Origin of the sequence: Enterococcus sp. C102(2024) (assembly GCF_040888205.1) — a bacterium.
GTDB classification, from domain to species: Bacteria; Bacillota; Bacilli; order Lactobacillales; family Enterococcaceae; genus Enterococcus; species Enterococcus faecalis.
Window position 1 is genome coordinate 844,852 of sequence record NZ_JBFOHH010000001.1, and the last position, 22,550, is coordinate 867,401.

Annotated in this window: 22 protein-coding genes and 1 pseudogene; 2 read left to right on the top strand and 21 right to left on the bottom strand. The window is 36.3% G+C overall.

The genetic code is table 11. The features are described from left to right. Positions 1 to 34 precede the first annotated feature (34 nt). The gene (locus AB3I34_RS04110) at positions 35 to 1,870 is read right to left on the bottom strand and encodes an alkaline phosphatase family protein (protein ID WP_085444057.1); all 1,836 of its coding nucleotides are present in this window, start codon (positions 1,868 to 1,870) and stop codon (positions 35 to 37) included. Between the two features lie 208 nt (positions 1,871 to 2,078). Here AB3I34_RS04110 and AB3I34_RS04115 point away from each other — a divergent pair, with 208 nt between their 5' ends. Then, positions 2,079 to 2,228 carry a hypothetical protein gene (locus tag AB3I34_RS04115; protein WP_002357118.1) on the top strand — a complete coding sequence of 50 codons (150 nt, stop codon included), beginning with the start codon at positions 2,079 to 2,081 and terminating at the stop codon, positions 2,226 to 2,228. A gap of 150 nt (positions 2,229 to 2,378) precedes the next feature. Further along, positions 2,379 to 2,738, top strand: a complete 360-nt coding sequence (locus AB3I34_RS04120; protein ID WP_002364154.1) for an iron chaperone — start codon at positions 2,379 to 2,381, stop codon at positions 2,736 to 2,738. Between the two features lie 146 nt (positions 2,739 to 2,884). Here AB3I34_RS04120 and AB3I34_RS04125 read toward each other — a convergent pair whose 3' ends face one another. The 20 genes and pseudogenes from AB3I34_RS04125 to AB3I34_RS04220 all read right to left on the bottom strand — a co-directional run bounded on the left by AB3I34_RS04125 (position 2,885) and on the right by AB3I34_RS04220 (position 22,451). Further along, a complete protein-coding gene (locus AB3I34_RS04125) occupies positions 2,885 to 3,235 on the bottom strand; it encodes a DUF2200 domain-containing protein (protein ID WP_002360043.1) in 351 nt (116 codons plus the stop codon). A gap of 73 nt (positions 3,236 to 3,308) precedes the next feature. After that, on the bottom strand, positions 3,309 to 4,313 hold the full coding sequence (locus AB3I34_RS04130) for an SIS domain-containing protein (RefSeq protein ID WP_002369188.1): 1,005 nt from the start codon (positions 4,311 to 4,313) through the stop codon (positions 3,309 to 3,311). Continuing rightward, entirely contained in the window at positions 4,307 to 5,383 is a 1,077-nt protein-coding gene (locus tag AB3I34_RS04135) for an SIS domain-containing protein (RefSeq protein WP_010712592.1), read from the bottom strand. The genes AB3I34_RS04130 and AB3I34_RS04135 overlap by 7 nt, the downstream gene beginning before the upstream one ends. A gap of 10 nt (positions 5,384 to 5,393) precedes the next feature. Further along, positions 5,394 to 6,227 carry a PTS system mannose/fructose/sorbose family transporter subunit IID gene (locus AB3I34_RS04140; protein ID WP_002384383.1) on the bottom strand — a complete coding sequence of 278 codons (834 nt, stop codon included), beginning with the start codon at positions 6,225 to 6,227 and terminating at the stop codon, positions 5,394 to 5,396. Continuing rightward, positions 6,208 to 6,999, bottom strand: a complete 792-nt coding sequence (locus AB3I34_RS04145) for a PTS mannose/fructose/sorbose/N-acetylgalactosamine transporter subunit IIC (protein ID WP_002357107.1) — start codon at positions 6,997 to 6,999, stop codon at positions 6,208 to 6,210. Before AB3I34_RS04145 ends, AB3I34_RS04140 begins: the two co-directional genes overlap by 20 nt. A 15-nt stretch (positions 7,000 to 7,014) precedes the next feature. Then, positions 7,015 to 7,485, bottom strand: coding sequence for a PTS sugar transporter subunit IIB (locus tag AB3I34_RS04150; RefSeq protein WP_002357106.1), 471 nt, complete (start codon positions 7,483 to 7,485; stop codon positions 7,015 to 7,017). Positions 7,486 to 7,496: 11 nt separating this feature from the next. Then, positions 7,497 to 7,916 carry a PTS sugar transporter subunit IIA gene (locus AB3I34_RS04155; RefSeq protein WP_002389037.1) on the bottom strand — a complete coding sequence of 140 codons (420 nt, stop codon included), beginning with the start codon at positions 7,914 to 7,916 and terminating at the stop codon, positions 7,497 to 7,499. A gap of 71 nt (positions 7,917 to 7,987) precedes the next feature. Further along, a complete protein-coding gene (locus AB3I34_RS04160) occupies positions 7,988 to 10,759 on the bottom strand; it encodes a sigma 54-interacting transcriptional regulator (RefSeq protein WP_010712593.1) in 2,772 nt (923 codons plus the stop codon). A 143-nt stretch (positions 10,760 to 10,902) separates the two neighbouring features. Then, positions 10,903 to 11,118 carry a hypothetical protein gene (locus tag AB3I34_RS04165; protein WP_033591756.1) on the bottom strand — a complete coding sequence of 72 codons (216 nt, stop codon included), beginning with the start codon at positions 11,116 to 11,118 and terminating at the stop codon, positions 10,903 to 10,905. 221 nt (positions 11,119 to 11,339) lie between these two features. Further along, the gene (locus tag AB3I34_RS04170) at positions 11,340 to 12,977 is read right to left on the bottom strand and encodes a DUF6119 family protein (protein ID WP_010712594.1); all 1,638 of its coding nucleotides are present in this window, start codon (positions 12,975 to 12,977) and stop codon (positions 11,340 to 11,342) included. 70 nt (positions 12,978 to 13,047) lie between these two features. Beyond that, positions 13,048 to 13,131: pseudogene (locus tag AB3I34_RS04175) on the bottom strand (toll/interleukin-1 receptor domain-containing protein); the annotation flags it as partial. A gap of 353 nt (positions 13,132 to 13,484) precedes the next feature. Then, positions 13,485 to 14,783 (bottom strand): phosphopyruvate hydratase, encoded by a 1,299-nt coding sequence (gene eno, locus AB3I34_RS04180; RefSeq protein WP_002357098.1) that lies wholly within the window; start codon positions 14,781 to 14,783, stop codon positions 13,485 to 13,487. Between the two features lie 131 nt (positions 14,784 to 14,914). Further along, a complete protein-coding gene (tpiA, locus tag AB3I34_RS04185) occupies positions 14,915 to 15,670 on the bottom strand; it encodes a triose-phosphate isomerase (protein ID WP_002362045.1) in 756 nt (251 codons plus the stop codon). 48 nt (positions 15,671 to 15,718) lie between these two features. After that, positions 15,719 to 16,912, bottom strand: coding sequence for a phosphoglycerate kinase (gene pgk, locus AB3I34_RS04190; RefSeq protein ID WP_002357094.1), 1,194 nt, complete (start codon positions 16,910 to 16,912; stop codon positions 15,719 to 15,721). A 126-nt stretch (positions 16,913 to 17,038) separates the two neighbouring features. Then, positions 17,039 to 18,040 (bottom strand): type I glyceraldehyde-3-phosphate dehydrogenase, encoded by a 1,002-nt coding sequence (gap, locus tag AB3I34_RS04195; RefSeq protein ID WP_002357093.1) that lies wholly within the window; start codon positions 18,038 to 18,040, stop codon positions 17,039 to 17,041. 39 nt (positions 18,041 to 18,079) lie between these two features. Continuing rightward, positions 18,080 to 19,117, bottom strand: coding sequence for a sugar-binding transcriptional regulator (locus AB3I34_RS04200; RefSeq protein WP_002357092.1), 1,038 nt, complete (start codon positions 19,115 to 19,117; stop codon positions 18,080 to 18,082). Between the two features lie 420 nt (positions 19,118 to 19,537). Next, on the bottom strand, positions 19,538 to 20,416 hold the full coding sequence (locus tag AB3I34_RS04205; protein WP_002357090.1) for a YitT family protein: 879 nt from the start codon (positions 20,414 to 20,416) through the stop codon (positions 19,538 to 19,540). Between the two features lie 142 nt (positions 20,417 to 20,558). Then, positions 20,559 to 21,128, bottom strand: coding sequence for a TIGR01440 family protein (locus AB3I34_RS04210; RefSeq protein ID WP_002365825.1), 570 nt, complete (start codon positions 21,126 to 21,128; stop codon positions 20,559 to 20,561). After that, positions 21,125 to 21,631 (bottom strand): ECF transporter S component, encoded by a 507-nt coding sequence (locus AB3I34_RS04215; RefSeq protein WP_002357086.1) that lies wholly within the window; start codon positions 21,629 to 21,631, stop codon positions 21,125 to 21,127. The genes AB3I34_RS04210 and AB3I34_RS04215 overlap by 4 nt, the downstream gene beginning before the upstream one ends. Continuing rightward, entirely contained in the window at positions 21,615 to 22,451 is an 837-nt protein-coding gene (locus AB3I34_RS04220) for a bifunctional hydroxymethylpyrimidine kinase/phosphomethylpyrimidine kinase (RefSeq protein ID WP_025187264.1), read from the bottom strand. The genes AB3I34_RS04215 and AB3I34_RS04220 overlap by 17 nt, the downstream gene beginning before the upstream one ends. Positions 22,452 to 22,550: the final 99 nt, after the last annotated feature.

The window sequence follows — 22,550 nt, forward strand, 5'->3', positions numbered from 1 at the left end:
ATCAAAAAACACACGAATGTTTCGTGTGTTTTTCTTAGCTAAAAAATTGATTTTCTAAACTATATTGCTTCCCTGAAACAATGTCATATTGAATCAGTCGGTATTCCTCATATAGTTGTTCTTGCTTTTTATTCATTTCTACTGTTTTTTTCCATTTCCCACCGAGATAGTAATTTCCCTTTTCAAAAGCAGGCAATTGTTCTTGTACCTCATTTAGCATAGCGTAAAATCCCGATTGCGGTAAGCCGCTTTGTTGGAAAAGTGAGGGAGCAAAATAAAATGGACTAATAGTTGCTTGATGCTGATTTTTTTCTGTTAACTGGTTCGCCGTATCATACATTAGAAATTCTGTCTGGTGAAGGGCTGCTCCTTCATTCAACGCTTGAATGTTTTCATCATAAATACTTGGTAAGTGATCTCCCCAAAAAACGACTAATGTGCGTTTGGGCATTTTTTCGATTTCTTGTAGGAAATTTTTCAAAGCTTCGCTACTGTAGGCAATATCTTGCAAGTAATTATTGAGCGCGACTTGATTGCCGTTTCCTTGAGAAAAATAATTGGACGTTGTGTATTTATTTTCATAGGGCATATGTGTTTGCATAGTAACTAAATGAATGAATTGCGGTTGCTCTTTTTCTTTAAGCAGTGTCGTCACTTCCTGATACGCTGCTTGATCTGAAATGTAAGGATTATTTTCTAGTTTATCCGTATAGTTCATTGTTTTTTCATTGATAAATTGATCAAAACCTAAAATTTTATACACATCTTTTCGTTTATACATAGATGTATTGTACGGATGAATAGCCGTTGTTTGGTACTTTTGTTCCTTAAGTAATGAAACAATGGAAGGCAATTCCGTCATCTTAGGAATCATCATCGTATAAGGTGTAGTCATTTGAGCATTCATTAATTCCATCGAAAAACTTGTTAAGGCTTCAAATTCAATATTCGCAGTTCCGCCCCCATAGTTTTGTGAAAGCATCTGGCCACTGTAAGTTTTATCAGCGATTTGCTGATAATCAGCTAAAGGATTACCAATAATGGACAAGCCTTTCAGATGATCTGGATTTGAAAAACTTTCACTCATGACAAACACAATATTTGGTTGCTCATTGCTCGGCACTGTTTTCGTCTCGGCCAACTTTTGATACTTCTGAGTAATTTCTGAAATAGCTTCTTTTGAATAACCCTTTGGTTGGTCCATAGCCTCTACTTTTAAATTATATAGAAAACCACCAATAAATCCTGTATTGTAGTAATTCATTTTTTGGCTGTAAGGAATCCATAACGCGGTTTTATTATAGGCTTTACGTAACAAATTTTGCGGATTGTTAAAATCACCAATATATGAAAATAGACCAATCGAAAGAACAAGACTTAACACACGAATCGTTTGTTTTTTCTTCGATAAAAAGAAACTTTTATAAAAGGCTTTTCCTAAGAAAAAAAGTGCTACACAACCTAACGCTACCACAAAAATAAACGGCCATAAACCAACCATTTCTTTTAATAAACTAACTTCTGTGATCATTTTTAAGTCGTCTGGATAAATAGGTTCGACACGATAAAACATCTTTTGATAGTCCGCAAATCCTAAAACACCTATTATGACACTATATAAAAGAGCGCCAACTCCTAATGAACCTGCCAAACTACATAAAAAAAGTAAAAAAACGCTTAGCACAAAACAACCTAAGAAAAACTTTTCCGTATGCCACGAAAAAGTAAACTTGAAGGCTAAATCAACAGACAAGTTATTCTGACACCATTGCAAATATAAATTACTAAAAATAATTAATAAGATGAATCCGATTCCATACAAAAGGTAGCGGTAGGGCCATCGTCTAAATTTTTCAACTCTCTTTTTCACATCGATCTCCTATTCAAAAACTAGTAATGTATTTATTTTATGCTTCTTGAAAAAGAATGTAAAGAAGTAGCTAGCAAAGAAGTCTAAGGAATGGTAAAGAAAAAATGTTATTTGTTGCAAAAATAATTTTCCAGTGGTATAGTAACAATGGAATTTCGTTATCAGTTATCGTCGCCTTTTTAGAGTACTTTATGAAAGGAGAATAACTATGACTTACAAAGTAAAAAACATTCAATACCGTATTCAATTAGACACAGATAAAAATATTTTCATTGTTTTTGATGCAAAAAATGAAAGTAAAACAGCAACTGGTCACACAATTGAAGAAGCAATTGCACACTTAAAACAATTAAACTAAGGAGTGACAAACATTTCCATGCAAGACCCTTTAGGTAGTTATTTAAGCTAAAAGCCGTTTAGTAAAGAAAAAATACTAGACGGTTTTTTTGTATCCTCTTCGCCTTTTATTTTTTACATAGTATACTGAAACAAACGGAGGTGTTTTTATATGACCATCATTGCAAACTATATTCGCCAGCAACCCCAACATCAAACACAGTTAACAGAAATCTACCAAGCAATTTTAGCGGTTGTTCCTCAGGAGACTACTGAAAAAATCGCTTATGGAATGCCGACCTTTTATTTAAATGGCAATTTAGTGCATTTTGCGGCGGCTAAGCAACATTTAGGTTTCTATCCTACGCCATCAGCCATCCAACGTTTCAGCAAAGAATTACGCCCTTTTAAAACCTCGAAAGGTGCCATTCAATTTCCCTACACGCAAGAGTTACCTCTTTCATTAATACAGGAAATAGTTAAATTCCGTGTACAAGAAAACATGAAGAGCGTGGGACAAAAATCACTTTGAATTTTTGTCCCACGCTCAAAAACTGATAAACGGCGAGAACAGAAGCAACTCCTTCGGAAATAAGCCAAAATTCTCCAAAAATTAAAGAACAATTTTCGGAAATTCCTTCTTATTTCTCGGAGTTAAACACTTCTGTCCCGACCTCTTCATGTTCTTAAAATTTTTTCCATCGCTTTTCCCTTGGCCAATTCGTCGATTAATTTATCTAGATAACGGATTTTTTGCATTAAAGGATCTTCAATTTCTTCCACGCGATAGCCACAAATTACGCCTTTGATCAATTGGGCGTTTTCATTAAAATTGGGTGCTTCTTCAAAAAATGTTTCCATCGTTACTTTTTGAGCCAATTGTTGTTGCAAGCCTTTTTCATCATAACCAGTTAACCAGTAAATAATTTCGTCAACCTCCGCTTGCGTTCGATTTTTACGTTCTGCTTTTTGGATGTATAGCGGGTAAACACTGGCAAAGGTCATTGTATAGATTTTCGGTTTTGTCATTGGTTTTCCTACTTTCTGAAGTATTCTCTCTTCAGTCTACCACAGGCTTGCTGGAAAAAGAGGCTATTTTGTCTTAGTAATCAAATTGACGATAATAACGACGAATCTCTAATGGGTGACAATTTAATTTTTCTACATGCGCATCAATGCGTTGCGTTACCGCATGCATTAGGAGAAATGAAACAACTCGGCCACGATATTTTTCACTAATTCCTGGAAGTTCATACGCTTTCGAATCAATAATTGTATAATTGGCACAGATTTTAGGCAATAATTTTGCTACTCGTTCTGCCAACGGTCGCTGCTCGTCTTCTCCAATAAACAACGTTACTGGCGTAGTTTCATCTACAATTTCTAGCGTTCCATGTAAGAACTCTGCTGCATGAATTGATTTTGAACGAAGCCAACTTTGCTCTTCCCAATAGCACATTGCATAAGAATAAACCGCTCCCCATTGGTTCCCTGCGCCAATAAAATAGTGAATGCTATCATGACGATGTTTTTCCGCAAAAGCTAAGCCAAACGCATCGGCACTTTTTTCGGCTTCAGCTAAACCTGTAGGCAAATATTCTTCCAATTCTTGGTAATAATTTTCGTAATCTGTAAATTCGTTGTTTTTTTGCATTAAACGATCAGCTACCATAAAGAACTTGATTTGCTCAGTTCCTGGAGCTGGATAAGTCACCACATAATCACATAAATCTGCTAAAAGACTATCTTTTGCATCAATAAAACCAAATAGCGTTGCGCCGACCTTTTTGATTTCTTGAACGGCTTGCACCACTTCTTGTGTTGTCCCAGTAACGGAAGACAAGATGACGAATGATTTTTCTGTTAAACGTTTATTGCCTGTTGTGTAATACTCAGCAGCATGTTGAACATAGATTGGTAAATTACTTTTTCCATTCGCATAAGTAACTGCTTGCATGGCTGAAGCATAAGTACCGCCGATTCCTAAATAATAAACCGCATCAAATCCTTTCGTCCAAACTTGATCAACAACTTTTTCAACATCTGAACGCAAGGCTAAGGCACCTCGTATGTCTTTGATTTGTTGTTCTTCATTAAATTTTAACATGGCTGATTTCCCTCTTTCTTTGCTATTTTACTTTTTAGGACACAATCAAAATCATCAAAAATCCGTTGAGATAAATCAATTCCTTTACTTGTAGCTACTTGATACGCCAAGTATTGAAATGGAATAACTAACAATAAAGGACTAATTTTTTCTTCGACATCACTTGCTAAATCTAACGTATTTGATGCTCTCGTTGAACGCGTTGTAATTGTGTAACATTGGCCAACATAACTGGCTAGATAATTTTTCAAGGCTTGGCTACGTGCTTGAATAGGACTTTGATTTTCAATAAAAAACAAAAGATGTGTAGTATCCGCTTCAAGATAAGGCCCATGCATATAGGCTTCGACTTCAAATCCTTGGGAAGGTAAGCGAACTGTTTCTGTAAACTTCGTCTCAAACTCTTTCGCCGTACCAATATTGGGCCCATAACCAATTGCGATAAATCGTGTCCCCTCTGTTAATTCTTTTTTCGTTTTTTGCCAAAATTGTTCGGTTTTATAAATCACCGAATCGATTTCCTGAATTGCTTTGGTAAGTTTTGCTAATTCTTCTTCAACCTCTACTTTTGTTAATTGATGCTTTTGATAGCCCAGTTTCAAACCAAATAGAAATAAATTTAAAAGTGTTGCCGTATACCCTTTTGTGACAAAACCAACTGTTTCAAGCCCTATTTTTAAATCCAGGACTTCATCCACAACCTCCGTAATTGGGCTGGTGACATCACTTGTCAAGGCCACTGTTTTTACAGACGTTTGGTTTTTAATTTTTGCAATGGCATCAATTGTTGAAGCACTTTTACCACTTTGCGAAACCGCTACGACCAGATCAAACCGATCATCCACTTTGCCATAATGAGCAAAATTGAACGGCTCTTGGATTTCCACATAAATAGGCGCCACTTCTTCAAGGTAAACTTTAGCCGCCTGACAAGCGTTATGTGACGAGCCAGTTGCTAAAATTAGACAGTGCGTGACCTTTGAAACGTCTGTATCAGTTAATTGAAATTGGTTAAGAATCTGAGTTAGAGCTGCTTGCTCCTCATTTATATAATCCAGCATCGTTTTCATATTTTGCCTCCTAAAATAGACCAATTAATGAGCCAAGAATTCCGACAATTGCCATGCCACCTAAAATCGCTAAAGGTTTTACTTCTTTTTTCAATAAATAAAAAACAAAACCAAAAGATGCAAGCGGTAATAATTTAGGCATGATATCGTCAAAGATACTTTGAACCGTGACTGCATTTTTGCCACTTCCGCTGATTGTAATCGGGATAGTTAAATCAATCATGGAGGCGGTCATAGCACCTACCACCATCAAGCCAATTATTGAAGCACCTAATGTGAGACTTTCCATCATGCCATTTGCTTGAATTTTTTTGAGAAAACCAGTTCCTAATTTATAGCCCCAACGATTCAGTAAATAACGAACAATCACATGGGGGACGTTAAAAATGAGTAAAAATAGAATTGGCCCTAACACATTCCCTTGTAAAGCTAACGAAGTTCCAACACCTGTTGCAATCAAGCGTAAGGTTCCCCAGAAAAAGGAATCACCTAAACCAGCTAAAGGTCCCATTAACGAGGTTTTAATACTATCGATTGTTCCAACTTCAAAATTTTCGTCCAGAACATTTTCTTCTTCCATTGCAGCATTAATTCCTAAAATAAACGTCACAATATGCGGCGTAGTATTAAAGAAAGCAAGATGCCGTTTTAAAGCTGCCGCCATCTCTTCTTTTTGAGGATATAATTTCTTTAAAATAGGGATCATGGCATAGACATAAGCCATATTCATCTGACGTTCATAATTCCATGAAAATTCCATTTGAAATGAACGCCAAAAGACTTGATTAAGTTCTTTTTTTGTAATTAAGTTTTCTGTCTTAGTTTTAGAAGTCTTCGTCATCATCAATTACCTCCCCACTCGTTGTTTGTATTGTTTCATTCTTTCCTTTGGCATAATTCATGATATTCACAACAATTACTGCTGTAATGGCACCCAAAATTGCTACTCCTGTTACAGGTAACTTAAAGTAAGCCATTAAGACAAAGCCTAAAAAGAAATATGGCGCCACTTGTTTGTTAATCAGTAAGCGTGCAAGCATCGCAAATCCTAATGCTGGAATAATCCCCGTTGCAACAGACAACCCATGTTGAATAAATTCAGGGATCAGATCAAGTAAGCCTTTAATGGTGTTGCTGCCCACGGCAAATGAAATAGTTACAATGAGCGCTAGCATGAACGATAAGCCAAAGCCTGCAAGTAAATGCATGCGCTCCACCCCTTTATATGCTCCTTCTTCAGCATACTGATCAGCTTTTTGACTCATGATTGGGATGAGCAAACCCAAATAAATATTTTTAAGAATCAACGTTAACGTTGCGATTGGCAAGCCTAATACTAAGGCTGTTTCTGTTCCTGCGCCAGCAGTAATAGCAAACGCTGTACCAAGAATCCCACCAGTCACTACATCAGGTGGGATTGATGCGCCCACTGAAAAAGAACCGATGAAAGCTAACTCTAAGGTCGCGCCCATGATTACGCCCGTTTTGACATCACCTAATACAATTCCGACAAATAAACCGGTTACAATTGGTCTTGAAAGCAACGAGGTTCCTAAAGCATATTCCGACTGTGCAATAAAAGCGATGCAACCTAAAAGAATCGCTTGTCCTATCATTTGTATTTCTCCTTTCTATAAAACATTTAATGCTGCTACTTTTTTGTCATTTGGGACTTGTCGAATTTCAACTTCACAACCATTTGCGACCAATTCTTTAACCATTTTTTCTTCATCCGGTGTGATATTAATTGCTTTAGAAATGTTTCGAGTATTTTCCCTTACTTTCATCCCCCCTAAGTTAATTTCTTTTATTTCTGGATAAGCAGTAGCCAATCGATAAGCATCTTCCACACTTTCAACTACAATAAAAAGTTTGTATTTTTCTGTAACACCACTTTTTAGTGCAGCAATCGCATCTTCAATCGTTTTAATGACCAGTTTTACTCCTGCTGGTTTAGCTAGCTTAATGGTTGTTTTTCGAATATCATTTTTAGGTACGTCATCATTTGCGATTAAAATACAATCGGCTCCTAAGCCTTGGGTCCATGAAAAAGCCACTTGACCATGTAACAAGCGATGATCGACTCTTAACAATTTAATCATTTCATTTCCTCCTAAAATTCTTCTTCTAAAATTTCTTTACTAGATAACTCATTACAATAACAAAGACTTTCTTGTCCGTTTTCAACGGCACGTTTTACTAAATCAACTAATGAATCAACAGTATTTATTTGGGTATATATTTCAATTAATGTTGCTAAATTTAATCCTGAAATTAAATGCATTGCTTGTTTCCCCACATAATTAAAGAATTCGTTATTCACGCTTCCGCCAAATAGGTCTGTAATCACAATTAATTCATTTTGTTGATTGTTCTTTAAAATGTCTTTGACCGTCTTGGCTAAATCATAAGGTTGTTCCATATAAGCGCAAAGACATTCCACATTCTTTGTTTCACCACAAATTAAAGCTAATGATGTCTGAATCCCTGCAGCGAAATTACCATGTGTTGCCAGAATAATTTTACGTTCCATTTTCTTCACCTCACTTACTTCTTTATATAGCAAAAAGAGTGCCAAAAAAGTGGCACTCCCTCCTTTTTATTTTAAAAATCGTTTTCTGCGTTGTTAAACTCCGTTTTTCCAAACAACACATCATAGACATAAAAAAGCTCCGATTCAGGTATATTGACACTATAAACTTTTTCAATGACACTAAACGCCTCTTTTAACTCTTGCAAGACCGTTCTTTGACACTGCTTTAATTGTTCGGCGCCATTATAATTTTCAATAGGTTCATTCCGGATTAATCGTTCAATTAAACAACTGACATGGACATATACCGCCAATTTACGATCATTTTGAATCGTTTGTTGCCACCGCTCTTCTAATTGAATTAAAAAGACTTCTACTTGTCGAATAATTTTTTCTGTATCTAAAATCGTCACTGATTGAATGACCCGGTCTAATGAAAAGTTACGAATCAACTCATGATTTACATAGGACAGCATATCTTTAGTTAATTCTCTCTTTGTCCATTCTAAAAGGGTCGTAATTCCTTTTCCTGCAATCAACTCTTCTAAAGAGATATACGGGAGGTCATTTGAAGATGGGTTGTTTGTACCGATGATGCCGACAATCTCATATTCTGGAAAACTTTCTTTGATCGATTCTGCATTACGTAATTGATTATATTCACAAGGAATAATCTTTAATTGTGCTTCTGCAGGTAAACTTTTTTCAAGTAAATCTCTAATTTTAACGGCTGTGCCAATTCCGGTACTACACGTTGTTAAAATGACACGTTCCGTTTTATTTTCAGGTAATATGATTTCCCATTCATTTGGATGAACCGTTAACGCTTTTTGGGGCAATTCTTCAAAAGAAACTTCGTCTTTAATGGCTTCTCCTATAGACAGAGCCAAGCTTGTTGTCACATTATTCATTAATAAAAAAGGACCTTCTTCTTCTGCCGGAAAATACTGATAAATTTCTTTCAATGAACCCATATCAAAAAGAATTACTAAACCATTCCTCGTTTCTTGACGTTCCATATAGTGAATTAAGTGTTCGGAAATTTTTTTGGGAGTAACATCTAACGGCATGTCAAACGATTGAAAAATTGGCACATTTAACAGCCGATTTGCAACATTCGCAATACTACTTGCTGTGGCATATCCGTGGGCAACAATCACCGCTTTCGGATAGTGACTTTCCTTTACTGAACCCGAATAGTGAAGATAAATGGTGACAATAATTCGATCCATCTGGGATAGTTCAATATCTAATGAACGTTTCACTAAAGTTAACAGTTGTTCAGCGTAGCCATAACTAGTTGCTAATTTGGTTTGAACTTCTGTTAAAAGTTCGTCAATGACTGTTGTAGGTTCTTGTTCTGGAAACCAATCAATGCATCTTCGTTGAAACAGATAGGTGCTTAATGCATAGACTAAACTGCCATTAAACCGAATTTGATAAGACGATTCAATCGTTTCCAATAATTGACGGATATTTTGCGTAATAAACAATAGCATTTCGTGATTTTTCTCTCGCTTCTTTTCAAATAATAAATCATCGAATAAGCGTTCAATTTCTTTCGAGATATCGTTATTAGCAGTGGAAAGATGATGATGGTGAGAGACATAAAGACGAAGGATTCGTTCATAACTCTGGATAATTCTTCTTTGCGCAAGCTCTGTTTCCTCTAACAAACTAACCAGATTTGTTTGCTCATCTAAACGAATAGGCAATTCATTTTCATCAGGAGCTAGTTTGATTGATTGATCCAGAAATTCTTTCGGTAGATCGTGCAAAGTGATTGGAATAACACATTTATCAAGATTGGCGGCAAAGCTGCGTGCAGTAATAATTTTTATATTATTTCTTAATTCACCTACATTGCCTACATAATGGTGGTTTTCTAAAAGTTGGATAACTTGTGGCGTGATAGTAACTGCTTTTTGAATAGCTTGCTGTTCCTCATAAAATGCTCGCATAATTAATTGTTTTCTTTCCGCTTGAGTGCGTTCAGCAAGACTTGGGATTTTAATTTGAATAGGAATTCGTCTTAAAAATGTCGTTAAAAAGGTGCTAGAAATTTCTTCAGTTGTGGCAAAGCACAACCGACACGTAACAGGAATGGGCCGATTGGTTTCACCCATTCGATAAATAATACCCTGATCTAAAAATGTAAACAATTTTTCCTGCCCTTCAGGACTCAAACGATGAACTTCATCTAAAAATAAAACGCCCCCTTCTGCACTTTGAAAGGCCCCAATTTTATCGGAATCTGCTCCCGTAAAAGCGCCTTTAAGATGCCCAAATAATTGACTAGTTAAAAGCTCTGGATTGTTGGCATATTGCGCACAATTAACTGTCACAAAAGGTGCTGAATCGTCAAGTAGTTCTTTTGAAAGACAAAACTGATAATATAAGGATGCTAAAAAACTTTTACCCGTACCACTTTCACCTGTAATTAAGACAGGCAAGCCACCGCCAGGATAAAGCGCTGCCATTTTTAATTGTTCGATGGTCTGAGCTAAACTACCGCGATAACCAATGACCGACTGAAAAAAATCACTTTTGCGATCAAAAACAGGCTGTTCATCGATCATTTCTTGGAAACTTTGATAAACAGTTCTTTTTAAAAGATAGTTTTGTTGTTGAAACGCTTCTTTATGAAAAAAGTAAACTGGTCGTGTATTGATCTTAACTAGAATTCCTTCTTCGTTTAACTGATTTAAATAGTGACTAGCTGTATTTCGTTTGATAGAAAATGTCGTTGCAATATTGCTTGCTGTGAAAATTTCACTGACTAAAGATGGTTCAAAAAAAGCTGTTTGATTGCGTAAATAATCAACAATTTGCGTTTTTAACATAAAATCACCTCTCGTTTATCATAACGTACCTAAAAAAAACGTCAATATTCAAAATTTCTTTTGTTATTTTTCTTTATATAAGGGGCCCATTTTTTATGTTATTTAATCACAGGAACCTGATTCTATCATTGCAGAATAGGCTTTCATTCAGTATACTGTAAATAGAGGAACAAGAAACGAATTGGATAATTAGGCACTGAAAGAACGCACCACCGTTCTGAATGTTTCGAAGCACACAACAGGTTATCGAAATGGCCATTGGAGAAAAATTCCTTTTTCTCCGAGGTTAGCGATTGTGACATGTTGCAATCGTTTTTTGTCCTTAAAATGTTGAGAAAAAGAAAAAAGGCACTTTGCATGTCAGCACCACCTGACAAACAAAGCCCTTCATAGACAGCACAACCTATCTATTCCAGTTGCCTTTTTTGCTAGTTACACTAGCTAATTTTAGTGTACCCGATTTTCAGTGAAATTACTAGCATCTTTAAAATTTTTACTGAAACGATCAGCCTGTGCAATGAACTAGTTTTCTTCAGCGGCGGCAACCGCTGAGAAGCTTTTTCTCAAATTTTAAGTTGCTCTACTCTATCATATAGTTTATATAGATAACTGGCTTTTTAGAAGAATATAATACATGTTTTTTCCAATTGTCTAAATAATTTTTGAATAAAAACATTTTCAAATATGTTAAGTCTGGTATTCCTTTTTCTCGCTCAATCAACTTAGTCTTCTTGTCTAATACAAGCCACAAACCTATTTTTTCTACAGACGGTATATCTTTTACTAATCCTGAGCGAATAATGTCTAAAGAAGCAAGTGATTGAGTAACTACATAACTTAGCTTGGATGATGCATCACCGATTTTAACTGCAAATAATGTTTGCGTTTCTTTACAGTATATATCTGCAATCTCAATGTCTTCATTATTAGATAGTTTGGTCAACTGACGATCATGATTCTCCAAATGTTCATTTTCTTCTGCTAGCAAGAGATTATAAACTCTTTCTTTATAGTATTTTCTTTTTATTGACTCTTTAATCTCTTTCTTTGTTTTGCCAGTAAAATCAGATCTATTTTTTTCTTCTTCATATTTCTTAGCACAAAAAGTTTCATGCCTTTTTTTAGAAAAATCATACTCAGGATTATAGATTACTGGAATTTCACTAAGTGAATCATTTAAATAATCTAGATAGTCATTATTATAAGAATACCACTCACCATTTAGTAGTGTATAACGCTCTTCTTCATCTGTGTAATCTAAGATTTTCTTTATCTCATATTTTTTTCTTTTGCCTTCAATTTCTTTACCTATAAAGATTTTAAAAATATCTTCGCCTATTAATTTGTTTTTTTCAATGAACATGCGTAAATCATTGATGTCAAATCCATCTAAAAAAACCGGTTTTCTATTTAAATAATGTACTGTATATTCCGTACTATAATCATTAAAGCTCTCTATGTTTCCTATAATGTCAAAATCTGAAAAATAAATAGGTGTTTCTCCATCAATTATTTTTTTTATTAATTTCCCGTCTAATGTCTTAATAAGATTATCATCATTCTTGTCCAATTTCTTCAATAATGGAATTTTTATTTCTTCTTTCTCAGATATAATGATTCTTTTTGCATAAAATACAAGCGCTAACATGTGTGTTAGACAGTCATTTTTCAACTCAACAGATAAAGCATCCCCAATTTCGATATTTTCTTTATATATTCCAAAATCTCTTGGTAATTTTTGGGTAGCTTTAACTTTTAAATAAGCTTCACCACTATCAAAATCAAAGTATTTATTATCTTTAAAAGCATCAATCATCTTTACCTTAGAACTATGCGGCGCTGCTTTAGCTGTACGCTTTATTTCTTTGTAGTCTAACTTTCTCGCAAAACGAAAGGCAAATTCTTTATCTGCAAACTTATGAACACAATGATGCGCATGACTAAAAGAAAACGCATACAACTCATCATCCAAAGAAACTGTTAAAATTCCTTTGGGTGCCCCATAAGTTTTTAGATGTATTCCTTCTGTCAATTCATCAATTATCCATTGCCATTTTGGAGTTCCCTCTAAGTTATTTCGATCAATATATAACTGAATATGTACACTTTTTTGTCTATATTGACGAACCTCATCACTTTCCATTCTATATTCTAAATTAATTTGCTCAAAAAATTCTTCCTCTTTTTCAGTTAAAATTTTATATAAATTTACTTTCATTTTTAAGACCTCCTTTAAAATTATTTCAGGATTCTAAATAAAATGCACAAGTAGCTTTACATTTATCCATTTTTTTCAACAATTGGATAAACGCATCCACATATTCTTGATCCTTTGAACTTTGACTAATAAAAATCTTTTTCCCGTTGCTCACTACTCAACATCCTCCAAGTTAAATTTGTGTTTTCATTTTTTTGTGAAATTCTATACTATTTCTTTAAGCGTACAGCGTTATCTGAAATCAGTCAATACTAAAATTATAAAATAACAATTATTTTGTTTTATTAAATTTTTATATAATGTTGTTTTGTTAATGTTTTGTTATTTTTAAACAAGTGATTATAGAGCGATGTACGGTTGAAGTTATTTCTAATCTATTTTTTTCAATATTTTTATAAATATAAAAAAACACGCCTTTCTTTGCAGAAAGGCGTGTTTTTACGTCCGAGTATAAGGAGAATTGGTTCATTAACCAATTGTCCCTTTAAGCGTTATTCATTAAATGAATTATTTGTTTTTTAAGTTGTAGAAAGATTTTAAGCCTTTGTATTCAGCTACATCGCCTAATTGATCTTCAATACGTAATAATTGGTTGTATTTAGCAATACGGTCAGTACGGCTTAATGAACCAGTTTTGATTTGGCCAGCGTTTGTTGCAACAGCGATATCAGAGATTGTTGAATCTTCTGTTTCACCAGAACGGTGAGATACAACTGCAGTGTAGCCAGCTTCTTTAGCCATTTCGATTGCTTCAAATGTTTCAGTTAAAGTACCGATTTGGTTAACTTTGATTAGGATTGAGTTAGCGATACCTTTTTCGATACCTTCAGCTAATTTAGTTGTGTTTGTTACGAATAAATCGTCACCAACTAATTGAACTTTGTCGCCTAATACTTCAGTTAATTTTTTGAATCCGTCCCAGTCGTTTTCGTCTAAGCCGTCTTCGATTGAAATGATTGGGTATTTAGAAACTAATTCTTCGTAGAATGCGATCATTTCTTCAGTTGTTTTTTCGCCTTCGCCTGAGTCAGCTAAAACGTAAACGCCTTTTTCTTTGTCGTAGAATTCTGAAGAAGCAGCATCCATAGCAAGAACAACGTCTTTACCAGGAACATAGCCAGCTTTTTCGATAGCTTCGATGATTACTTCGAAACCTTCTTCGTTTGAACCTAAGTTAGGAGCGAAACCACCTTCGTCACCTACTGAAGTAGCTAAGCCGCGACCTTTTAAGATTGAAGCTAATGCGTGGAATACTTCTGCACCCATACGTAAAGCTTCTTTGAATGTAGGCGCACCTACAGGCATGATCATGAATTCTTGGAAGTCAATACTGTTGTCAGCATGTGATCCACCGTTGATGATGTTCATCATTGGAGTTGGTAATACTTTTGTATTGAATCCGCCTAAGTAGTGATATAAAGGTACTTCTAGGTAGTCAGCAGCAGCACGAGCTACGGCGATAGACACACCAAGAATAGCGTTAGCACCTAATTTACCTTTGTTAGGAGTTCCATCTAAATCGATCATTGCTTTATCGATAGCCATTTGATCGCGTACATCGTAACCGATGATTGCTTCAGCAATGATGTTGTTTACGTTATCTACAGCTTTAGTAACACCTTTACCTAAGTAACGAGCTTTGTCGCCATCACGTAATTCAACTGCTTCGTATTCACCAGTTGAAGCTCCTGAAGGAACCATTCCACGGCCGAAAGCTCCGCTTTCAGTGTAAACTTCTACTTCGATTGTTGGGTTACCGCGTGAGTCTAAGACTTCGCGTGCGTAAATATCAGTAATAATTGACATGTTTTGTCTCTCCTTTGAGTTTGTATTTATACTAAGGGGATTCCCTCATGTATGATTGTAGTTAATTCTCGCAAACTATGCAAACATTTTTTTACAAAAGTCATTGAGAAAACGTTACCGTTAGTGATTTCTTATTTTACAGCATCTAATAAAGCTAGGAATGAGTCTGCTTCTAAGCTTGCGCCGCCGACTAAAGCACCGTCAACGTTTTCTTTTGCCATATATTCAGCAATGTTTTCTGGTTTAACAGAACCACCGTATTGAATACGAACAGCTTCAGAAACTTCTTTGCCGTATAATTTTTCAACTGTTGAACGAACAACACCACAGATTTCATCTGCAATATTAGCATCTGCAGATTTACCAGTTCCGATTGCCCAGATTGGTTCGTAAGCGATAACCATTGAAGCAACTTGTTCGTTTGATAAACCAACTAAGCCGTTAGTGATTTGACCTTCGATCCATTCCGCTGTTTTACCAGCTTCATACGTTTCTAAAGTTTCACCACAACAGAAGATTGGTGTCATACCATTTGCAAAGATTGCTTTGGCTTTTTTATTGATATCTTCATCTGTTTCGTGGAAATATTCGCGACGTTCAGAGTGTCCGATAATCACATAGTTCACACCTAAATCTGCAATTGCAGCGGGTGAGTTTTCACCAGTGAAGGCACCAGCGTTTTCCCAGTAGCAGTTTTGTGCAGCTAATTTCACTTCAGAATCTTTTAGGTTCCAAGCTAAAGGAGCTAAGAATAATGCTGGAGATCCAATCACAGCGTCAACAACGTCGTTTGATGGAACAGCATTTTTTACTGCTTCTGCAAAGCTTTGTGCTTCGCTTAAAGTTTTGTTCATTTTCCAGTTACCAGCGATAATTGGTTTGCGCATGAAAAGCACATCCTTTTCTTTTTTTAAAAATATTGTCTTTTAAACTGATTATTTATCGTTAATAGAAGCTAAACCTGGTAAAGTTTTGCCTTCTAATAATTCTAAACTTGCTCCGCCACCTGTTGAGATGTGAGAGAATTTGTTTTCGTAGCCTAATTGAATTGCTGCAGCAGCAGAGTCCCCGCCACCAATGATTGTTGTTGCATCTTCTAAATTAGCAATCGCTTCACAAACACCAATTGTTCCTTTGGCAAAGTTACTCATTTCAAATACGCCCATTGGACCATTCCAAACAACTGTTTTCGCACCTTGTAATTCGTTAGCGAATAATTCAATTGTTTTTTCACCGATATCCAAGCCTTCTTCATCATCTGGGATTTCAGTTGAAGGAACCGTGTGGAAAGGAGCGTCATTGCTGAACTCTTTAGAGACAACTGTATCAACCGGTAAAACTAATTTGTCGCCAGCTTTTTCCATTAAGCTTTTCGCTAAGTCCACTTTATCTTCTTCAAGTAAAGATAAACCAACACTATAGCCTTGTGCTTTCATGAATGTGTAAGCCATACCGCCACCGATTAAAATTTTATCGGCTTTTTCAATTAGGTTTTCAATGACAGCGATTTTGTCAGAAACTTTTGCGCCACCCAAGATTGCTACGAATGGACGTTTTGGATTTTCAACAGCTTCGCCGATGAATTTAATTTCTTTTTCCATTAAGAAACCAGCAACTGTTGGGATACCAGTTGAAGCAATTCCAACGTTTGAGGCATGTGCACGGTGTGCAGTACCAAAAGCATCATTGACAAATACATCGCCTAAAGAAGCCCAGTATTTACCCAATTCAGCGTCATTGCCGCTTTCTTTTTTGCCGTCAACATCTTCAAAACGAGTGTTTTCAAATACTAAAACGTCGCCGTCTTTCATATTGTTAACAGCGTCTTCTAATTCTTTACCACGTGTTTCTGGAACAAAAGTAACTGGTTGACCTAGTAATTCGCTTAAACGTTCAGCCACTGGTTTTAATGATTTGCCAGCTTTGTCTTCTTCTGTTTTTACACGACCTAAATGAGAGAAAAGAATTGCTTTTCCGCCATTTTCAATCACGTATTTGATTGTTGGTAAAGCCGCTACGATACGATTATCGTTTGTGATCACGCCATCTTTTAACGGAACGTTAAAGTCAACACGGACAAGGACTTTTTTGTCTTTTAAATCTACATCTTTAATTGTCTTTTTAGCCATGAGTAGACCTCCTGTATTGTCAATTTTAGGATTTTTCTTTTTTAAAAAAAGAAAGCGGAGAAGCGCGTTGCTTCCCCGCTTATTATTTCACAATTGTTCAAATTTCACTAATGATAAGAATGAATCTTATAAGTTAGCGAAGTATTCTAAAGTACGAACTAATTGAGCAGTGTATGACATTTCGTTGTCATACCAAGCAACAGTTTTAACTAATTGTTTGTCGCCAACTGTCATAACTTTTGTTTGAGTTGCATCGAATAATGAACCGTAAGTCATACCTACGATATCAGAAGAAACGATTTCGTCTGTGTTATAACCATAAGATTCGTTAGCAGCTTTTTCCATTACTGCATTCACTTCATCAACAGTAACTTCTTTGTCTAATACAGTAACTAATTCAGTTAATGAACCAGTTGCTACAGGAACACGTTGAGCAGCGCCATCTAATTTACCGTTCAATTCTGGGATTACTAAGCCGATTGCTTTAGCAGCACCAGTTGAGTTAGGTACGATGTTTGCAGCAGCAGCGCGCGCACGACGGAAGTCGCCTTTAGGATGTGGTCCGTCTAATGTCATTTGGTCACCTGTGTAAGCGTGGATAGTTGTCATTAAACCTTCAACAACACCAAAGTTGTCATGTAAAGCTTTAGCCATTGGAGCTAAGCAGTTTGTAGTACAAGAAGCGCCTGAAATTACAGTTTCTTCTCCAGTTAATGTTTCATGGTTTGTGTTGTAAACGATTGTTGGTACATCGTTACCACCAGGAGCTGAAATAACTACACGTTTTGCACCAGCAGTTAAATGTTTTTCAGCAGCTTCTTTAGAAGTAAAGAAACCAGTACATTCTAAAACGATGTCTACGCCTAATTCGCCCCATGGTAATTCTTCAGGGTTACGGTTAGCTAAAACTTTGATTTCTTTGCCGTTAACGTTGAATGAACCTTCGTGAACTTCAACTGTACCGTTGAAACGGCCTTGAGTTGTGTCATATTTTAACAAGTGTGCTAACATTTTAGCATCTGTTAAGTCGTTGATTGCAACTACTTCGATTCCTTCTACATCTTGGATACGACGGAAAGCTAAGCGTCCGATACGTCCAAATCCATTAATACCTACTTTAACTGTCATTAAAGATTTCCTCCTTATGAAAATCAAAAATTTTTTATTTTAAAGGGTTACCCCTTTTAAAATCTCGTTTGCGGCAGCTTCATCTGTGATGAGCCACGTTTGTTTTGGTGCATTTTTCATATATGCGCGAATGGCTTTGGCTTTCGTTTTGCCGCCCGCAATTGCGACGACATAGGGAATTTCTTGTAAGTTTTTTAATTGAAGGCCAATTCGTGGAATTTTATAGACCACTTTTCCTTCTTCATCAAAGAAATAACCAAACGATTCTGCCACGGCATTTTTTTGTTTGAGCATAACCATTTCGTCATCAGACATTTTTCGGCGTGCCGCCATGTGCAACGCTCGACCAATACTGTGCACCACACAGTTGGCATGACTAATTAACGTAAGAACTTCTTGAATCGAGGGTTCTTGTAATAAACTATTATACGTTTCACGACTCAATTGTTCTGGGACATATAACGCCCGGTAGTTACCACCCGTTTTGTTGGCCATTACAGCACTAATTGAATTGGCTTGGACAGAAACTGCTTCACCAATCCCTCCTCTGGCTGGAACAAACAAATTATGACGTTTTTCAGTTTCTAGTGATCCCATATTTTCGGCCACCATGGCCATTGTTGTCCCACCCATAACCGCAATTGTATTCTCACCATTTGGTAAGAGTAAATTCAGCGTATTGGTTAAGACATCTCCAAAGTCCGAAAGAACTTTCTTTTGGATATCACTATCTCCTGCAACAACGATACAACGTTGAATGCCAAAGTACTGTGTCATTTCTTTTTCGATTTGGTGCATACCAAGCAATTGATTCATGACTAATTCTAAGCCTTGGTAGACTTCCAAACCGCGTTCTGTTAATGTCATCCCGCTTTTTGAAGGTTCAATCAGGTTGAGTTGCTTTAAAACATCTGTTTCTGTACGCAAGACTCGCTCTGTAATTCCCATCGTTTCTGATAAACTTCTACGTCCAATAGGTTGCATCCAATAAATATTGCGAAGAATTTGGAATCTTTCTTGTAATACATCGAGCATATCTGGAGCAACTGCTTCAATCATTTTAAATTCTTTTAACATGATGCGCTCCTTTTGTGGGTCGAAATATGTCCAAGTAAGACTGAAAACGACCTATGAACTTTAAAAAAATAGAATTGATGTTCGTTTTTCCTACTATTTATTCATAACAGTATTAAAAGTACTTATCAATTACACACTTAGTGTACCAGTTTTTTTAGGTCTTTTCAATAAAAATGATTCTTTTTTCATCGTTTTCTTTTAAATCCAAACAAAGCATTCGTTTGTGGGAAATAATAGCAACTTATTTCCGAATAATTAGATCTAATTAAACCAAAAGCAAAGGAATTCACGAACGTCTTTCAATTAACTTCTTGTTTAAATGGAAATTTCAGGTCCTCTCACAAAGCATTTTTTTACTTATTTTTCAAAAAAAGCAACGAAAGAATAGACACAGCCATTCTCTCGTTGCTTCATATCCTTTTATTTGTAATCTTCTTCGTAAAAACGTCCTAAAATTTTGACATTATCTGAGATGCTGACAAAGGCATTCGGATCGCTTTCTTTCATGGCTGCTTCTAAACTTGGCAACTCAAAGCGTGTCACAATAGTTAGCAAAACAGTTTGGCGGTCGTGGCGATATGCCCCTTCCGCTTCATGAATAATTGTAATACCGCGGCGCATTTTCTTTTGAATCTCATCCACGACTCGATCTGGGTTTTTAGTGACAATCATAACTTGCATTTTCTTTTGCTTAGTATAAACGGCATCTGTGACCTTCCCACTTACAAAAATTGATAACGCACTGTAGAACATGTACTGCCAGCCAAATAAATAACCTGCAACGAAGACAATTAGTGCGTTAAAATAAATTGAAATCGAGCCAACGGAACGCCCCGTTTTTTTCCGAATGGTAATGCTTAGAATATCTAAGCCCCCAGAAGAAACCCCGTTTTTTAAGACAAAACCAATTCCTGATCCAGAAATCGCCCCACCAAAAATAGCACAGATAATTGGATCTTGAGTCATCACCGTTTGCGGAACAATATGCATAAATAATGAAGTTAAAGTCACGGTAATGAAAGTAAAAATCGTAAACTTCTTACCTATTTTCTTCCACGCAATAAAGAATAACGGCACATTTAACAGATACAATGTAATGGAGACAGGCACATTAAAACCGACAATTTTTGTTGAGAGGGTTGTTAAAATTTGGGCCAAGCCTGTTAAGCCACTGGAATAAATATTTCCTGGTTGATAGAAAAAGTTCATGGCAATTGATGCAAGAATAGCATAGACAATCGACACAGAAAATTTTGTTGTATAGTCATGAACTGGCAGTCCGTCATAAATTTTTTTCATAAATAATAGCCTCGTTTCAGGTTTTCAATAAATTACATTTCTTTTCATATTATACGTGGTTTGCCAATAGAAAAAAAGAGATTCCTATAATAATTACGGAAGATTCATCAAATGTTTATAGAAATGAAAAAAGAACGAAATCTTAACGATTTCGTTCTTGGGTTGTTTCATAATGGGCTCTTGGTCCACCAATATATTTAGGACGAGAATATAATGCTGTAACATGAGCCGCACCTAACGTTCGAATGCTCAAGCGAAGAGGAACTTGCACATGTTTTACATGCATACCGATAGATGTATCGCCAATGTCAATCCCTGCTTGAGCAACAATATGTTCAACTTCCACAGGTTCATCAAATTTTTCAAAGGCAGCCACTGAACAAGAACCGCCAGCATGTAATTGTGGTACTACCGAGACAATTTCAAAGCCTTTTTCTTCAGCCACACGACGTTCCATCGCTAAAGCACGATTAATATGTTCGCATCCTTGGACAGCCAAAGAGATGCCTTTTTTATCTAATTGTTCAATTAAGGTTGAGACAATCCATTGTCCTACTTCGGCACTGGAATTTTTACCAATGACGCCACCTACTACCTCGCTGGTGGTACAACCTAAAACAAATAGGTCCCCTTTTTGTAAATTTCCTGCTGTAATGACTTCTTCTGTAATTGTCACTAACTGTTCTTTTAACATTTTTTCATCGATAGTCATTTGTTCATCCTTCTTTCTTCTAAACGACCATTTTTTGGTAACACACGTTTTAATGTTTGACTAAGAGGCAATGCTACAATCACCCCAAATAAGGATTGAATGATATTCCCTGGTAATGAGGCAATCCCCGCACCCACGCCGTAAAGCCAGCTAGTCGCTAAAGCATACCCGCTAATCATGAGGAGACTGGCTAAAAGTAATCCTAGCGTTTGCATCTTTTTATTTTTATTAAAGAAGTGCCCTGCTAACCAACCTTGTCCGCCATGAATCAATAACGAAAAAACGAACCATTGTGGATAGCCTGACAATAAATCAATTAAACCACCGCTTAAAGCTCCCACTGTCAAGCCACCGATCGGACCAAAAAGTAAACTAGCAATGTAAATCCCTGCATCCGCCAATGTAACAAAGCCATTTGTTGCTGGGACGGGGATAATAAAGACCATTGACACAGCCACTGTTAAAGCGGTAATTACTGCATATAGACTAATTTTTCTTGTCATTATCCGCCACACCTCCTGCTAGTAATCCTTCATGCCACACACTTCCAAAAGCTGCATTTAGCTGGACCCCAGAAACAATGGCTTCATGAACGTATGTTTTTGCTAAATCAACTGCTTCAATTAACGGATATCCTTTAACTAAATTCGCACCAATTGCAGAGGCAAAGGAACAACCAGCGCCATCAATGGTGTGGGCCATTACTTTTTCTTTGGCCAATTGAATATGTTGTTGTCCATCATAAAAAAAGTCACGTGCTTCTTGACCAAGCCAACGATTACCGCCTTTAATCACCACCGTTGCCGCTCCTAAAGAGTTTAACTCTTCCGCCGCTTGTTGGACTTCTTCGACGGTTGTTAATTTTCTTCCAATGAGTAATTCTGCTTCTTTCAAATTAGGCGTTATAATCGTTGCGAATGGAAAAAGTTTTTCAATCAATAACTGCATGTATCTTTTTTCATAAACTGAAGTCGTTTCTTTAAAAGCCAAGACAGGATCCAACACCACCGGCAGACCTGCGTACTTTTTCAAAAAGGTTGCAATTTGTAGCATACTTTCTTCACTGTGAATCAAGCCAATCTTGATGCCGTCTAAACTCCCGGCAGGTATGGAAGCGAGTTGCTCTTTCACCAAAGAAGTCTCCAGGTCATGAATCTGAAAATGATTCTTGGGGGCTGTAGCAAGGCAAGTTAAAGTTGATAAGCCAAAGACTTGATGATTTTCAAACGTTTTTAAATCTGTTTGAATCCCGCCACCTGAAAAAGGATCGGAACCGCCAATTGTTAAAATTATTTTTGTCATTTGTTTCGCTCCTTTATACACTCAGTTATCATACAAAGTTTTCTAAAAAGAAAAAACAGCCAATTGGCAGATTTTTAGCTCAGCCACTTTTTAAGTCTTTCGTTATCTTTTTCCTTCCCA

Coding starts and splice junctions, on each gene's coding strand:
- AB3I34_RS04115 (WP_002357118.1), top strand. CDS start 2,079: ATGACTTACAAAGTAAAAAACATTCAATACCGTATTCAATTAGACACA.
- AB3I34_RS04120 (WP_002364154.1), top strand. CDS start 2,379: ATGACCATCATTGCAAACTATATTCGCCAGCAACCCCAACATCAAACA.
- AB3I34_RS04125 (WP_002360043.1), bottom strand. CDS start 3,235: ATGACAAAACCGAAAATCTATACAATGACCTTTGCCAGTGTTTACCCG.
- AB3I34_RS04130 (WP_002369188.1), bottom strand. CDS start 4,313: ATGTTAAAATTTAATGAAGAACAACAAATCAAAGACATACGAGGTGCC.
- AB3I34_RS04135 (WP_010712592.1), bottom strand. CDS start 5,383: ATGAAAACGATGCTGGATTATATAAATGAGGAGCAAGCAGCTCTAACT.
- AB3I34_RS04140 (WP_002384383.1), bottom strand. CDS start 6,227: ATGATGACGAAGACTTCTAAAACTAAGACAGAAAACTTAATTACAAAA.
- AB3I34_RS04145 (WP_002357107.1), bottom strand. CDS start 6,999: ATGATAGGACAAGCGATTCTTTTAGGTTGCATCGCTTTTATTGCACAG.
- AB3I34_RS04150 (WP_002357106.1), bottom strand. CDS start 7,485: ATGATTAAATTGTTAAGAGTCGATCATCGCTTGTTACATGGTCAAGTG.
- AB3I34_RS04155 (WP_002389037.1), bottom strand. CDS start 7,916: ATGGAACGTAAAATTATTCTGGCAACACATGGTAATTTCGCTGCAGGG.
- AB3I34_RS04160 (WP_010712593.1), bottom strand. CDS start 10,759: ATGTTAAAAACGCAAATTGTTGATTATTTACGCAATCAAACAGCTTTT.
- AB3I34_RS04165 (WP_033591756.1), bottom strand. CDS start 11,118: ATGCAAAGTGCCTTTTTTCTTTTTCTCAACATTTTAAGGACAAAAAAC.
- AB3I34_RS04170 (WP_010712594.1), bottom strand. CDS start 12,977: ATGAAAGTAAATTTATATAAAATTTTAACTGAAAAAGAGGAAGAATTT.
- eno (WP_002357098.1), bottom strand. CDS start 14,783: ATGTCAATTATTACTGATATTTACGCACGCGAAGTCTTAGACTCACGC.
- tpiA (WP_002362045.1), bottom strand. CDS start 15,670: ATGCGCAAACCAATTATCGCTGGTAACTGGAAAATGAACAAAACTTTA.
- pgk (WP_002357094.1), bottom strand. CDS start 16,912: ATGGCTAAAAAGACAATTAAAGATGTAGATTTAAAAGACAAAAAAGTC.
- gap (WP_002357093.1), bottom strand. CDS start 18,040: ATGACAGTTAAAGTAGGTATTAATGGATTTGGACGTATCGGACGCTTA.
- AB3I34_RS04200 (WP_002357092.1), bottom strand. CDS start 19,117: ATGTTAAAAGAATTTAAAATGATTGAAGCAGTTGCTCCAGATATGCTC.
- AB3I34_RS04205 (WP_002357090.1), bottom strand. CDS start 20,416: ATGAAAAAAATTTATGACGGACTGCCAGTTCATGACTATACAACAAAA.
- AB3I34_RS04210 (WP_002365825.1), bottom strand. CDS start 21,128: ATGACTATCGATGAAAAAATGTTAAAAGAACAGTTAGTGACAATTACA.
- AB3I34_RS04215 (WP_002357086.1), bottom strand. CDS start 21,631: ATGACAAGAAAAATTAGTCTATATGCAGTAATTACCGCTTTAACAGTG.